This window comes from Salinicola aestuarinus, assembly GCF_003206645.1.
GTDB lineage: Bacteria > Pseudomonadota > Gammaproteobacteria > Pseudomonadales > Halomonadaceae > Salinicola > Salinicola aestuarinus.
Genome location: NZ_PZJP01000007.1, coordinates 77,365 through 91,491, shown reverse-complemented (window position 1 = coordinate 91,491; position 14,127 = coordinate 77,365). Strand labels below are relative to the sequence as shown.

10 protein-coding genes, 1 tRNA gene and 1 pseudogene are annotated in these 14,127 nt (G+C 64.4%); 4 read left to right on the top strand and 8 right to left on the bottom strand.

The genetic code is table 11. The features are described 5' to 3' along the window. Positions 1-50: 50 nt before the first annotated feature. The 4 genes and pseudogenes from DOM41_RS11685 to serS all read right to left on the bottom strand — a co-directional run bounded on the left by DOM41_RS11685 (position 51) and on the right by serS (position 3,927). Positions 51-989 (bottom strand): NAD(P)-dependent oxidoreductase, encoded by a 939-nt coding sequence (locus DOM41_RS11685; RefSeq protein ID WP_110687045.1) that lies wholly within the window; start codon positions 987-989, stop codon positions 51-53. Between the two features lie 253 nt (positions 990-1,242). Beyond that, positions 1,243-2,034: a uroporphyrinogen-III C-methyltransferase gene (cobA, locus tag DOM41_RS11680; RefSeq protein WP_280951226.1), complete on the bottom strand. Its 792-nt coding sequence runs from the start codon at positions 2,032-2,034 to the stop codon at positions 1,243-1,245. An 87-nt stretch (positions 2,035-2,121) separates the two neighbouring features. Next, positions 2,122-2,445: pseudogene (locus DOM41_RS17995) on the bottom strand (NAD(P)-dependent oxidoreductase); the annotation flags it as partial. A gap of 201 nt (positions 2,446-2,646) precedes the next feature. Further along, complete coding sequence (gene serS / locus DOM41_RS11675; protein ID WP_110687044.1) at positions 2,647-3,927, bottom strand: serine--tRNA ligase; 1,281 nt, start codon at positions 3,925-3,927, stop codon at positions 2,647-2,649. Between the two features lie 311 nt (positions 3,928-4,238). On the opposite strand from serS, the gene ydiJ reads away from it, so the two are divergent. Next, entirely contained in the window at positions 4,239-7,391 is a 3,153-nt protein-coding gene (gene ydiJ / locus DOM41_RS11670) for a D-2-hydroxyglutarate dehydrogenase YdiJ (RefSeq protein WP_110687043.1), read from the top strand. Positions 7,392-7,527: 136 nt separating this feature from the next. After that, a complete protein-coding gene (locus DOM41_RS11665; protein WP_110687042.1) occupies positions 7,528-9,327 on the top strand; it encodes a cation:proton antiporter in 1,800 nt (599 codons plus the stop codon). Between the two features lie 138 nt (positions 9,328-9,465). Here DOM41_RS11665 and trpC read toward each other — a convergent pair whose 3' ends face one another. Genes trpC through DOM41_RS11650 form a run of 3 tightly spaced genes read right to left on the bottom strand, consistent with a single transcriptional unit; the run spans position 9,466 to position 11,958 of the window. After that, positions 9,466-10,278: an indole-3-glycerol phosphate synthase TrpC gene (gene trpC / locus DOM41_RS11660; RefSeq protein ID WP_110687041.1), complete on the bottom strand. Its 813-nt coding sequence runs from the start codon at positions 10,276-10,278 to the stop codon at positions 9,466-9,468. A 53-nt stretch (positions 10,279-10,331) separates the two neighbouring features. Continuing rightward, complete coding sequence (gene trpD, locus DOM41_RS11655) at positions 10,332-11,351, bottom strand: anthranilate phosphoribosyltransferase (protein ID WP_110687040.1); 1,020 nt, start codon at positions 11,349-11,351, stop codon at positions 10,332-10,334. A gap of 19 nt (positions 11,352-11,370) precedes the next feature. Then, entirely contained in the window at positions 11,371-11,958 is a 588-nt protein-coding gene (locus DOM41_RS11650) for an anthranilate synthase component II (RefSeq protein ID WP_110687039.1), read from the bottom strand. A gap of 419 nt (positions 11,959-12,377) precedes the next feature. On the opposite strand from DOM41_RS11650, the gene DOM41_RS11645 reads away from it, so the two are divergent. Then, on the top strand, positions 12,378-12,557 hold the full coding sequence (locus tag DOM41_RS11645; RefSeq protein WP_110687038.1) for a hypothetical protein: 180 nt from the start codon (positions 12,378-12,380) through the stop codon (positions 12,555-12,557). A gap of 281 nt (positions 12,558-12,838) precedes the next feature. On the opposite strand, the gene DOM41_RS11640 is transcribed toward DOM41_RS11645, so the two are convergent. Beyond that, positions 12,839-12,914 (bottom strand) — tRNA-Ala (locus DOM41_RS11640). A gap of 556 nt (positions 12,915-13,470) precedes the next feature. On the opposite strand from DOM41_RS11640, the gene DOM41_RS11635 reads away from it, so the two are divergent. Next, on the top strand, positions 13,471-14,118 hold the full coding sequence (locus tag DOM41_RS11635; protein ID WP_110687037.1) for a response regulator: 648 nt from the start codon (positions 13,471-13,473) through the stop codon (positions 14,116-14,118). Positions 14,119-14,127 lie beyond the last annotated feature (9 nt).

The following is a 14,127-nucleotide window of genomic DNA, read 5'->3' as shown; positions in this document are numbered from 1 at the left end:
TCGCGCGGTGCAGGTTCAGACCGAGGTTCGACTGTCGGCCGAGCTCGACGCTAATCTGCGGCGCCGCGCTCTGTCGCCAGCGCAGCGAGCTCATCGCGGACCACTTCGAAGATACCTTGGGTGGAGACGTCCGTCATACCACCGACGTGAGGCGTGGCGATGACGTTTTCGGCGAATATGGGATCGGTGGCATCCGGCGGCTCTTCCCAGAAGACGTCGAGTCCGGCACCGCCGAGGCGCCCGCTGCGCAAGGCATCGAGCAGCGCTTCGCGCGCGACCAGGCCACCCCGACCGAGATTGATCAGAAATGCCCCCTCCTGGCACTGCGCCAGCGCCTTCGCATCGATCATATGATGCGTCTGCGGCGTGTCGGGGAGCGTGAGTATGATGAAGTCGCAGCGCTCGAGCAGCGTCGGCAGCTCCTCGAGCGTGCCGAGCCAGGCGAGACCGTGACGCTCGGCAAACGCCGGGTCGGCGTGACGCTTGATCCCCATGAGGGTCATGTCGAAGGCGTGTAGGCGTTTGACGAGCGCCTGCCCCAGCCCGCCAAGACCGACGATTCCCACGGTACGCCCCTTGAGCCCCATTCCCATGGGGGCCCCGAGCTGACCGGCGGCCAGCGCCTCCCGCATCCGCGGCGCCTGCCGTGCGAGCCCCAGCATCATCCAGATACCGAGTTCGGCAACCGAATCCGCGTTGCCGGAGATATCGGTCGGGACGTTGGCGACGCGAATCCCTCGCGCTTCCGCGCTGGCGCGATCCACGCCCTCCAGTCCCGCGCCGATCTGCTGGATCAGCATCAGGCGATCGGCGGTCTCGAGCAGCGGCGCATCGATCGGCGTCATGGTGGGAATCAGGGCATCGAAGCCGGCCAGCGACGTTAGGGCATAGCCATCGGACGCGACGAATTCGACCTGCGGCAGCGCCGAGCGGAATTTCTCGAGGATGCCGCCCCAGGCGTCTTCCCGAGCGGCGAAAAGCACTCGCACGTCACCTTCTCCTTATCATGATAGCGGCTGGTACAGCCGAGAAACCCCGAGATTTTCAAGCCTCTCGTCGCACAGCGACGGCGCGGCGAGCGCCCATCGAGGAACGATCCGGGAGAAAACGGTAAAGGAGGTGGCGGCGCACGTCGAGCCGCACGGGTGTGGGCTGTCTAGCGGGTGTACCGAGCATGCCGTGCGTCTAGCACCAACGAAGAGGTTTCCGCCAAGGCATCAGTCGCAGGCTGCGACGGGCGCTTCAGGCGCTCTCGACCCGGGTCAGCGGCGTGGGGTGCTTGCCGTCGATCCAGCCAAGACTTGCGCTGTCCGCCGGCACGAACCAGCCAAGCGTTGCGGCCAGACTGACCACGCTCCCGACCACGATCAGTGTCGGCGGCTTGGGCGTGTGGATCGCCAGACTTGGCGGCAGCGCCGCCAGGGAACCAACGTGGAGCCGCTGGTTGGCGGTGGTGCCCTGTTCGATCAGCGCCATTGGCGTGGCCGCATCGAGACCGTGGGCGACCAGCTGCTCACGAAGCGTGTCCAGTGCGCCCAGGCCCATGTAGAAAACCAGCGTCTGCCCGGGGGCCGCCAGCGACGCCCAGTCCAGATCGCAGCCCCCATTCTTGAGATGACCCGTGACGAAGCGTACCGACTGGGCATGATCACGGTGGGTCAGCGGAATGCCGGCGTAGGCCGTGCAGCCGGAGGCAGCCGTGATCCCTGGCACCACCTCAAAGTCGATCCCCGCTGCGGCCAGCGTCTCCAGCTCCTCGCCACCCCGCCCGAAGATGAAAGGATCGCCGCCCTTGAGGCGAACGACGTCGTGCCCCGCCCGCGCCCACGCTACCAGCGCCTGATTGATGCCGTCCTGCGGGACACTGTGCTGCGACCGCGCCTTGCCGACATAGAAACGCGGCGCCTCGGGATTGGCCATGGCCAGAATTTCCGGGCTGACGAGCCGATCATGTAACACGATGCTCGCACGCTGCAGTTGTCGCAGCGCCTTTAGCGTCAGCAGCTCCGGGTCCCCAGGGCCTGCGCCGACCAATGCGACCCGACCCCGTCGCCAGCGGGTATCGCTGGCCGGCTCCGGTGAGGCCACCGTGGAGGCATCCACCCGCGGTGGCAGGCGCACGCTGCAGAGCGACGGACTGCTCGGGACGAATACCGCAACGCCCGCGGCGCGGGCACGACGAGCGATTTCGGCATCCTGCACTTCGTCGCCGCTCGCCACCAGCCAGAGCTGGCCGGGTGATGGCGTGGGAGAGGCCACTTCCACCGGCCACTGCTGGGCGCTGCAGAGCGCCTTCAGGGCCGGCATCAGCGTCGGGGCGTGAACGCAGAGTGACGCATCGAGACCAACGAACTGGCGCGCCAGCGACAGCGCCTCGCCCCCTCCTCCGAAGAGGTGAAGTGCAAGCGCACTCGGGTCGTATTGAAGCGTCAGCGTCTGCGTCACGGGCGTCCTGAGTCTCTGGAGATCGGGGCGGCGGCATCGCGTGGAGCTCGAACTCTGACGATACCGCTCGCGTTAGAACGAAACCCTAGGTAGAGAAAGTTTCGTTATTCCAAATTGTAAGGATGCAGCCACGGTCGACGAAGGAACGCTTTTTTGTAGCGTTATAACCAAATCCCGCACCGAGGTGCGGGCATGATCCCTTCACTCGGCGTTGATTCGCTCGATGCCACCGAGATACGGCTTGAGTACAGCGGGCACGTCGATGCTGCCATCCGCATTCTGGTAGTTTTCCATCACCGCCAACAGGCAACGGCCCACGGCAAGGCCGGAACCGTTCAGCGTGTGCAGCAGCTGCGGTTTTTTCTGCGCCGGGCTGCGAAACCGCCCCTGCATCCGCCGCGCCTGGAAATCCTCGCAATTGGAAACGGAGGAGATCTCGCGGTAGGTCTGCTGGCTGGGTAGCCACACCTCGAGATCGTAGGTCTTGGTCGCACCAAAGCCCATGTCGCCGGCGCAGAGCGTCACCACGCGGTACGGCAGTTCGAGCGCCTGCAGGATCGCCTCGGCGTGCCCCCGCATGCTCTCCAGCGTCTCGTAGCTCGTCTCGGGGTCGACGGCCTGCACCATCTCGACCTTGTCGAACTGGTGCTGGCGAATCATGCCGCGGGTATCACGACCGTAGGCCCCCGCTTCACTGCGAAAGCACGGCGTATGGGCAGTCAGCTTGAGCGGCAGCGTCGCGTGATCGAGGATCTCGTCACGCACGAAGTTGGTCAGCGGCACCTCGGCCGTGGGGATCAGGTAGTAGCCCTCCTCCTCGCCGAGACGAAAGAGATCCTCGCCGAACTTGGGGAGCTGGCCGGTGCCGGTCAGCGAGTCGGCGTTGACCATGTAAGGCACGTAGCACTCTTCATAGCCATGCTCGAGGGTCTGCTTGTCGAGCATGAACTGCGCCAGCGCCCGGTGCAGACGGGCGATAGGTCCACGCATGACGGCAAAGCGCGAACCGGTGAGCTTGGTCGCGAGCTCGAAATCGAGATAGCCGAATCGCGCACCGAGATCGACGTGGTCGTTGACCTCGAAGTCGAACTCCCGCGGCGTGCCCCAGCGGTGCAGCTCGACGTTGTCGCTTTCGTCGGCGCCCTCGGGCACGCTCTCGTGCGGCAGGTTGGGCAGCCCCTCGACCAGCGCGTCCCACGCCTGCTGAACCGTGGCCAGCTCCTGCTTGGCGCGATCCAGATCGTCGCCGAGCTTGCCCACTTCGGCGCGCAGCGGCTCGATGTCCTCGCCGGCGGCCTTGGCCTGCCCGATCGCCTTCGAGCGCACGTTACGCTCGTTCTGGAGCTGCTCGGTGCGGGTCTGTAACTCGCGCCGGCGAGACTCGAGAGACTCGAGCTGCGCGACGTCGAGGGTAAAGCCTCGCAGGGCCAGGCGTTGGGCGACGAACTGGGGATCGCTTCGCAGCAGCTTGGGATCGAGCATGATGAATTCCGTAGGTTGAAGACGATTGCAGTGGTGACGACACAGCCATTGCGCGAGACACGGCGCGCGATCGCGGCGCCGATACGCTCCGCGCGGACGGAACATTGTAGGGAAATCGCTGCGCCCGCACCACGCCGGTGCCTGCCCAGTCCGTCACCGGCGCGTTACACTGTCACCACTCCCGAGAGAATCGCCGGCAGCGCTGCCGAGACGGCAAGCCCTCTGCGGCCTCTCTCACGCTAACCAGAACCGAACGGCCACCCGGCGCCACCGCGCACCGAGTGACCGCCCCGACGGCCCCAATGACAACGATGATCGCACGCCTCGACCCCGCCAGCGCCCCGTTCTCCCTCGCCGAGCGCTACCGCCGTTTTCTCGATGATCTGACAGCCAGCGGCTTTACCGGAGAGATCGCGCCCGACGCGGCCAACCGCACCGTCCTCGCCACTGACAACTCCATCTATCAACGGCTGCCGCAAGCGGTGCTCTACCCGCGCGACAGCGGCGACCTCGAGCGCATCGCGCGGCTGGCGGGACAAGAGACCTACCGCGATATCGCTCTGGCGCCTCGCGGGGGCGGCACGGGGACCAACGGTCAGTCGCTCACCGATGGGCTCATGGTCGACGTCTCACGCCACATGAACCGTATTCTCGAGATCGACGTCGAGAATCGCCGGGTGAGAGTGCAGGCAGGCGTGGTCAAGGATCAGCTCAATGCCGCACTCAAGCCCTATGGGCTCTTCTTCGCCCCGGAGCTTTCCACCTCCAACCGCGCCACACTCGGCGGCATGATCGCCACCGACGCCAGTGGCCAGGGCAGCTGCGTCTACGGCAAGACGCGCGATCACGTCCTCGCGCTCGACGTCATCCTGCGCGGTGGCGAGCGCTTCGTCAGCCAGCCCGTGGCGGCCGACGAGCTCGAAACGCTCTGCGCCCGCGACGATGGCGTCGGCGCCGTCTACCGTGCCGCCAGGGAGATCGCTGAAACCGAACGTGAGCGCATCAAGGCGGTCTTTCCGCCCCTCAATCGCTGCCTCACCGGCTACGATCTGGCACACCTGGAAGCCGACGACGGTCGTTTCGACCTCAACAGCGTGCTCTGCGGATCCGAGGGCTCACTGGCGTTTCTCGGTGAAGCGACGCTCAACGTGCTACCGCTCCCCGCGCACTCGACACTGGTCAACGTGCGCTATACCGGCTTCATGGATGCCCTGCGCGACGCCAAGGCGCTGATGGCCGTGAGCGGCCCCACCTCCATCGAGACCGTCGATGACAGCGTGCTGACACTGGCGATGGATGACTTCGTCTGGGAGAGCGTCGCCGAGTACTTCCCGAGCGACGCTGCGGCAGAGCGCGCGATCGGCGGGATCAACCTGGTCGAATTCAACGATGACGACCCGGACCGATTGGCCGAGCGCGTCGCGAGCTTCGTTGCACACCTCGACACGGACGCTAGCGTCGAGCGGCTGGGCCACACCCTCGCCGAGGGGCGCGGCGCCATCGGTCGGGTCTACGCAATGCGAAAGCGTGCCGTGGGGCTGCTCGGCAACGTTCGGGGCGAGAAACGCCCGATCCCGTTCGTCGAGGACACCGCCGTCCCACCGGAGTCTCTGGCCGAGTACATCGCTGAATTCCGCGCACTGCTCGACAGCCACGGCCTGAGCTACGGCATGTTCGGTCACGTCGACGCCGGCGTGCTTCACGTCCGCCCGGCAATCGACATGAAGGACCCCGAGCAGGCGACACTGATTCGCACGCTCTCCGACGAGGTGGCCGCGCTGACCCAGCGCTACGGCGGCCTGCTGTGGGGCGAGCACGGCAAGGGCGTGCGCTCGGCCTACTCGCCACGCTTTTTCGGCGAGCTCTATCCGGCATTGCAGCAACTGAAAGCGGCCTTCGATCCCTACAACCAGTTCAATCCCGGCAAGATCGCCACGCCGAAGACCCACGAAACCCCGGGCATCGTGGACGGTCACGATCCCGATCTGCTGGCGGTGGACGGCGTGCCGACGCGGGGCGAGAGCGACCGCACCATCGATACCCGCGTCTGGGAAGAGAACGCCAGCGCGGTCTACTGCAACGGCAATGGTGCCTGCTACAACTATGACCCGGCCGACGCGATGTGCCCGTCCTGGAAAGCGACGCGAGAGCGAGTGCAGTCGCCCAAGGGGCGCGCCAGCCTGATGCGCGAATGGCTGCGCCTTCAGGGAGAAGCGGGCGTGGACGTGCTCGAGGTGTCGCGCACCGCAAGGCGCGGCGATACCGTCAGCTGGCTGCGAGAGCAGCCGGCCAAGTGGCGCCGCAGCCTCGCCCGACGGCGCGGTGAAGCGGACTTCGCCCATGAGGTGTATGACGCCATGGCCGGCTGCCTGGCGTGCAAGTCCTGCGCCGGCCAGTGTCCGGTCAAGGTCGACGTCCCCGACTTCCGCGCGCGCTTTCTCGAGAGCTACCACACGCGCTACGCGCGGGCGCCACGGGACTATCTGATCGGCTCGCTGGAGTTCGTCGCCCCCGCGCTGCGACCGCTGGCGCCGCTCTACAACGCCCTGCTCGGCACGCAGCCGGTGGAGCGCTTTCTGGCCAAGCGCGTCGGCCTCGTTGACAGCCCGCGGCTCTCCCGCGCCAATCTCGCCAAGATCCTGCGCACCCGCGGCATCCCCGAGGCGACACCACTGACCCTCGGGGCGCTCAGCGAGCCGCAGAAACGCCGCAGCGTGGTGCTGGTGCAGGACGCCTTTACCACCCATTTCGAGGCCAATCTGGTCGCGGACGTGGTCGAGCTGCTCGGCCGACTCGACCTGCAGGTCTTCGTCATGCCGTTCTCACCCAATGGCAAGCCGCTGCAGGTTCAGGGTTTCCTCGGCCGCTTTGCGCGCACGGCGGAGCAGCAGGCGGCGAGACTCAGGGCGCTGGCGCGATTCGACGTTCCGCTGGTGGGTATCGACCCGGCAATGACGCTCACCTACCGCCAGGAATATGTCAAAACCCTGGGCCCCGAGGCCGTGCCGCCGGTCGCGCTGCTGCAGGAGTGGCTGCTCGGGTTCGGTTCGCGCCTCCTGCCCGCCGACTGGTCCAGCGCGGCAGCCAAAGCGTTCGACCCCGGCTATCGCCTGCTTTCCCACTGCACCGAGAAGACCAATGCCCCGGGCAGCGCCAAAGCCTGGCAGCAGCTCTTCGCGCATTTCGACCTTTCGCTCGAGCTGATCGACACCGGCTGCTGTGGCATGTCAGGCACCTATGGCCATGAAACCCGCAACCGGGAGACCTCGGAAGCGATCTACGACCTCTCATGGCGCGAGCCGGTGGAAGCCGAGGGCGGCGAGGACCGGCTTCTGGCCACTGGCTACTCGTGTCGCAGCCAGGCCAAGCGCCTCTCGGAGCGCTCGCTGGCGCATCCATTGCAGGCGCTGCTGCGCGCGGTCAAGATCGCCGAAACGACGCCGATCGAGTCACGACACCGCTGACTCAAGGCGTTAGACCAAAGTCCCACGCGGGGGCGTGATCGCGGATCGTCAAGACGCAGACAAATGCGCATTGCATCCCGATAATCCCCCCGCTAGGCTGCGCGCTTTCTGCCCCGCCCGCCCGGAGACGACGGACATGGAAAACGCTGCCCTTGCCCTCACCGGCATTGGCCTGTTGGCGCTCGCGTGCCAGTGGCTTGCCTGGCAACTGCGGCTGCCGCCGATTCTGCCGCTGCTCATCGCAGGGATCGCCGTCGGACCGGTCACCGGCATTCTCGAACCCGACGCACTGCTCGGCGATCTGCTGTTCCCGCTGATCTCGCTGGCGGTCGCGGTGATTCTGTTCGAAGGCAGTCTGACCCTCGATTTCCGCGAACTACGTGGCCATGGCCGCACGGTCAGCCGACTCGTGACCTGGGGGGCGCTGATCACTGCGCTCATCGGTATTGCAGCGGCGCACTGGGTGCTGGGGCTATCGATCGAGATGGCGAGCGTACTCGGCGCGCTGCTGGTTGTCACCGGCCCCACGGTGGTACTGCCGCTGCTGCAGACGCTGCGCGCCCGTCAGCACGTCAGCCAGATCCTGCGCTGGGAGGGGATACTGATCGACCCGATCGGGGCGATCGGCGCGGTTCTCGTCTACGAGTTCGTTGCGCTCGGTCTCTCCAACGGCGCGGCGACCCATACCCTGATCAGCTTCGCGCAGACCGCGGTGATCGGCTTCGGCCTGGGCACGGCCGGTGGCTACCTGTGGGGTAGCGTGCTGCGCCACCACTGGCTGCCGCAACGGCTGCACAGCTTCGGCACACTGATGATCATGCTGACGCTGTTCACGCTCTCCAATCGGCTGTTCCACGAGTCCGGGCTGCTCACCGTCACCGTCATGGGGGTCTGGATGGCCAACATGCGCGGGGTGCCGACCCAGCCGATTCTCGAGTTCAAGGAGACGCTGTCGATCCTGCTGATCTCGGGACTGTTCATTCTGCTTGCCGCTCGGCTGAGCCTGGAGCAGCTCGGCCTGCTGACCTGGGAAGCCTGGGCCTTCCTGGGCATTCTGGTCTGGGTCGCCCGCCCGCTGACGGTCTGGCTGTGCACCTTGGGGACCTCGCTCAACTGGCGGGAGAAAGCGTTGCTGGCGTGGCTTTCGCCCCGCGGCATCGTCGCCGCGGCGGTGGCATCGCTGTTCGCGATTCGCCTCGAGGAGCTGGAGGTTCCCGGCGCCGAGCTGCTGGTACCCGTGACCTTTCTGGTGATCATCAGCACCGTGGTGGTTCAGAGCCTGCTGTCCGGGCCGCTGGCCCGCCTCCTCAAGGTGCAGGAGCCGACGCCAACGGGCTTTCTGATCATCGGTGCCAATCCGGTGGCGCGCGCCTTCGGCAGCGTGCTCAAGGATGCCGGATTCACGGTGCGCCTTTGCGATCACAACTGGGATGCCGTGCAGGAGGCGCGCATGGCGAGCCTGCCGACCTATTACGGCAACCCTCTGTCGGAGCACGCCGCTCAGCATCTCGAACTCACCGGCATCGGCCATCTGCTGCCACTGTCGCCCTATCGAGAGCTCAACAATCTGGCGGCGCTGCACTTCGAGCACATCCTCGGTCACGGCAAGGTCTTTCGGCTGGCCGTGGAGTCGAGCCGCAACGCCCGCCGGCACCACCAGCAGGCACTGGCGCATCTGCCACTGCTGTTCGACGGCAATACCACGTTCACTCGCCTGTCGAGCCTCATCGGTCAGGGCGCGGTACTGCGCCAGGCCAGGATCAGCGACAACTTCACTATCGATGCCTATCGGCGCATCCATCAGGACCGACTGCTGACGCTGTTCACGCTCTCCGCGAGCGGGCGCATCCGCACCGCGACGGCTGAGCGACCGCTCACCCCCAAGGCGGGCGACACGCTGATCAGCCTGATCTTTCCGGACTCGCCGGAGTTCTGAGCCTTAAGCGGGTCGTTCTGTCGACGCAGCGCTCGGGCGTCAACCAACACGCCTTTCAAACGACGACACCGCCCGGAGAGGCGGTGTCGTCGTGATGACGCCAGCGAGTGCAGCGCTAGCGGTCGCGGGGGTGCGGCGTCAGAAGAACAGCCGGCGCAGGGCGCTACCGGCTTCTGCCTCGCGCATGAACGCCTCACCGACCAGAAACGCGTTGACGTCGTGCTCACGCATTCGCTCGACATCGTCCCGGGTGTTGATGCCGGACTCGGTGACGACGGTGACGCCCGCCGGCACCCGCTTCAGCAGCTCGAAGGTAGTATCCAGGGTCGTCTCGAACGTCCGCAGGTCGCGGTTGTTGATACCCACGAGCGTCAGGTCAAGTGCCAGCGCTCGCTCGAGCTCGAAGGCGTCGTGAACCTCGACCAGAACGTCCATCCCCAGCGCCGTGGCCTGCTGATGTAGTGCCTTGAGCTGGTCATCGTCGAGGGCGGCGACGATCAGCAGAATGCAGTCCGCGCCGATGCCCCGCGCCTCGGCCACCTGATAGCGGTCGATGATGAAATCCTTGCGGATCACCGGCAGCTCGCAAGCCTCGCGCACGGCGATCAGATAATCCTCGTGCCCCTGAAAGAAGTCGGCATCGGTGAGCACGGAAAGACAGCTTGCGCCGGCATCGGTGTACTCCCTGGCGATGTCGGCGGGCTCAAAGCGTTCGCGGATGACGCCGCGCGAGGGTGAAGCTTTCTTGATCTCCGCGATCACCGCCGGGTCGCCGGCCTCGATGCAGCGGTCCAGTGCGCTGACGAAACCGCGCGGCGCACTCTGGCGGGCGGCGATATCGAGCCAGGCCTGCTCGCTTCGCAGCGCCTGGCGCTCGGCGATCTCTTCACGTTTGCGCTTGAGGATGCTCGCCAGGATGGTCGGCAGTTCGTTGTCTCGAGTGGCTGTCATGTCGCTTCCTGTTGTCATTGTCTGGCCTGGGCCGAGGCTGGCCGGCGAGCCGCTCACCCTGCGAACACCCGGGTGAAGTCCGCCAGCTCCTTGAGTTTCTCGAGTGGAAGCTTGGAGGCCTGGGCGTCCTGCGCCATGACGACCCCCTCCTCCAGCGTATCGGAGACCCCCGACACGTAGAGTGCCGCCCCGGCGTTCAGCGCAACGATATCCGCCGCCGGCCCCTTGCCGACCAGCGCCTCCTTGACCAGTTTGAGGCTGTCTTCAGCGGTCACGACCTTCAATGGCGCCAGCGACTGACGCTCGATACCCAGCGACTCCGGCGTGACCGTGTACTCATGAATCTCGCCATCGCGAAGCTCGGCAACGCGGGTCGGTGCCGCTAGCGAAATCTCGTCGAGCCCATCCTCGGCATGTACCACCAGCACATGACGGCTACCCAACTGACGCAGCGATTCCGCGACCAGCGGCACCAGCGCCGGCGAATAGACGCCGAGCAGCTGATTCGGTGCGCTTGCGGGATTGGTCAGCGGTCCAAGAATATTGAAGATGGTGCGCACTCCCATCTCCCGGCGAGCACCGATGGCGTGGCGCATCGCCTGGTGGTGACGCGGCGCGAACATGAAACCGACGCCGACCTGCTCGATGCAGCGCGCGATTGCCGCACCGTCGAGATCGAGATAGATGCCGGCGACGTCGAAAAGGTCCGCACTACCCGAGGAGGAAGAGACGCCGCGATTGCCGTGTTTGGCGACATGACCGCCAGCGGCGGCGACGACGAAACTCGAGGCGGTCGACACATTGAAGAGATTGGCGCCGTCCCCCCCGGTACCGACAATGTCGACGACGTTGTCGCAGTCGATGTGCACTGGCTGCATCAGCTCGCGCATCACCTTCGCGGCGGCGGTGATCTCGTCTGCAGTCTCGCCCTTCATGGCAAGACCAATGAGAAACCCGGCGATCTGGGAATCGGTAGCTTCTCCGGTCATGATCGTCTGCATGACGGCGTGGGTGGCATCGAAGCTCAAGTCTTCGTGGCGCATCAGGGCGCCGATGGCATCTCGCATCTGCATGTCGTTATTCACCGTCAGTTCAAGCGTGCCGCTTGAGGAAATTGGCCAGCAGTTCGTGCCCCTGCCGGGAAAGGATCGACTCCGGGTGAAACTGGACGCCTTCGATATCAAGCGTTCGATGCCGAAGCCCCATGATGAGCCCGGGGGTGACATCGTCATCGTCGACCCGAGCCGTGATCTCCAGACACGATGGCAGCGTCGCTTCGTCGACTACCAGCGAGTGATAGCGGGTCACGTCGAGCGGGTTCTCCAGACCGGTGAAGACGCCGTCGCCATTGTGGCGGATCAACGATGTCTTACCGTGCATGACCTGAGGCGCCCGGATCACGTCCCCGCCATAGACCTGGCCGATCGCCTGATGCCCCAGGCAGACGCCCAGAATCGGCAGCTTACCGGCGAAGTGGCGGATCGCTGCCATCGAAATCCCGGCTTCGTTGGGGGTGCAGGGGCCGGGAGAGACAACGACGTGACTGGGCGCGTGACGCTCGAGGTCTTCGAGGCTGCACTCGTCGTTACGGACGGTGACGACCTCGGCACCCAGCTCGCCAAGATATTGAACGATGTTGTAGGTAAAGCTGTCGTAATTGTCGATCATGAGGACAGGCATTGTTTCAGGCTCCTGATTTCAAAGGGATGAAGAAGACGACCTGTGATTTTTTACCCAGGCTATGACCCAAGTCGACCAATCCACCTGCCAGCCTCACGAAGCGATCTTTCAAACGAAAAAAATGCCGCCCCGTGGGGCGGCATCTCTTACAGACGTCGGCGTGCCGCCCTTGAATTAAAGGCGCCACCACCACTGAGTTCGTCTGAAAATCGTGTTAATCATGGGGCCAAGTCTGCGTTTGGCGGCGTATGGTGTCAAGCAAGCCCCGCCAGCCATCGTGTCCGGAAAAGCGTTGCGGAAAATTTGGCTTTTGCCGCCAACCGTCCAACACTGACATTCAGTCTCAACAGGGATTGCTTCCTCGCGGTGCGTTCCTCCGCCAGGTGCTTCATTGTCCTACCGTCCACAACGAGAGTGCCATGACGCGTTTTCAAGCCCGACCATTGAGCCCTGCGAGCGCCACCGAGGCGTCGGAGTGGATCGTGATCGACACATCCCCCGGTGATCGAAACGACGGCTCGCCGGCCATCATCAGCCATCACAACGGACGCGAAAGAGCCCAGAAGGAGGCGGATACGCTCAATCGACGCCGTGCGTGAGGCGGATGCTGCAGAGGGGTGAGATGGCCTATATCCCCACTCCACCGCGCGGCCCTCACCGCGCGGCCGCTGCGCGAAGACTCTCATGTCTGTCGGCGGGCCTTGCACCCTGCCGTGCCCGGGCGCTGTCACGCCAGACTATGAGACGTCGAAGGCCTCGCCAAGATAAGGCATTGCTAATAGAAGGCATCGCCAAGCGTAAGAGACGTGTGAAAAGACCTGACAAACAGGCATAAAAAAACCGCTCGTGCCGGAGGCAGCAAGCGGTTTTTAGCATGTCTTGGTGGAGCCTAGCGGGATCGAACCGCTGACCTCAACACTGCCAGTGTTGCGCTCTCCCAGCTGAGCTAAGGCCCCACGTCGTCGCATCGATAGCGAGCGGGGCGTACTATACGAACCCGTACCCCTGACGTCAACCCGAAATTGAGTTACCCGACTGCTCGCTTTTGACGGGGCGTCCGAGTCGCGTCAACGCATGACGTCCAGAAAAGCGTCGCCGGCAGACTCCTGCGCATCAAAGAGCCGACGAAACAGGCAGCGCAACCGCACCCAGGCATTGGGGAGTGACGATCATCCCTCCAGAGGTTTTATTTGGCCGGCAGTCGATGTCTCATTGTGGTCAGCCTTGACGGGTTATCTTCCAGTTGCAAGGCGCTTGAGTGACGGCGAACAGGCGCCCAACGACGTCTATCACGGCGCTGCAATGCCGCGTCTGGAGCGCTGCGACATGAGAGGAAATCCTATCGGTACCATGCCAAAATGAGCGCAGATATCATGCACGGGTCGCTCAAAGGATAGTGTTCTTTATAAGAATAGTGTTCTTTATAACGAATCGAGTGGACATGAAGGTGATGTTGCTTAGAGACCCAAACATAGAGACCCAAAGCGCGGATCAGCCACTACAGGAGCTTTCTTGATTAACGTAGTCGTCGCCGATGATCATAACCTGGTTCGCGCCAGCATCGCTCGCGTGCTCTCCAGTGAGGCTGACATCGAGGTCGTGGCGGAAGCGGACAGTGGCGAAAGTGCACTGACCGCTTGCCGGCAGTTCGTTCCCGACGTCGTGCTAATGGATATCCGGATGCCGGGTATCGGCGGCATCGAAGCCATCATGAAGTTGCTCAAGGCCCAGCCGGAAGTCCGCATTGTCGTACTAACCGGGCAGATCGAGGAGCCAACGACCCAGCGTCTGCTCGACGCGGGCGTGGCCGGCTTCATCAGCAAAGGCACGGAACTCGACCAGTTGATCAGCGCCGTACGCCGCGTGTTCAGAGGCGAACGCTTCATCAGTCCCGATATAGCACAGCGAGTGGTACTGGCGAGAAGCGAGGGTTCACAGAATCCCTTCGACCAGCTCTCCCACCGCGAACTGCAGATCGCGATGATGATCATTCACTGCAACAAGGTAAGCCGTATTTCAGAGCAGCTCTGCCTAAGCCCCAAGACCGTCAACACCTATCGCTATCGAATCTTCGACAAACTGCAGGTTCAGTCCGATGTCGAACTCACGCACCTCGGTCTGAAGCACGGCCTCATCGAAGGCTTCAACCCTGATGGGTAGCCCGGCGCA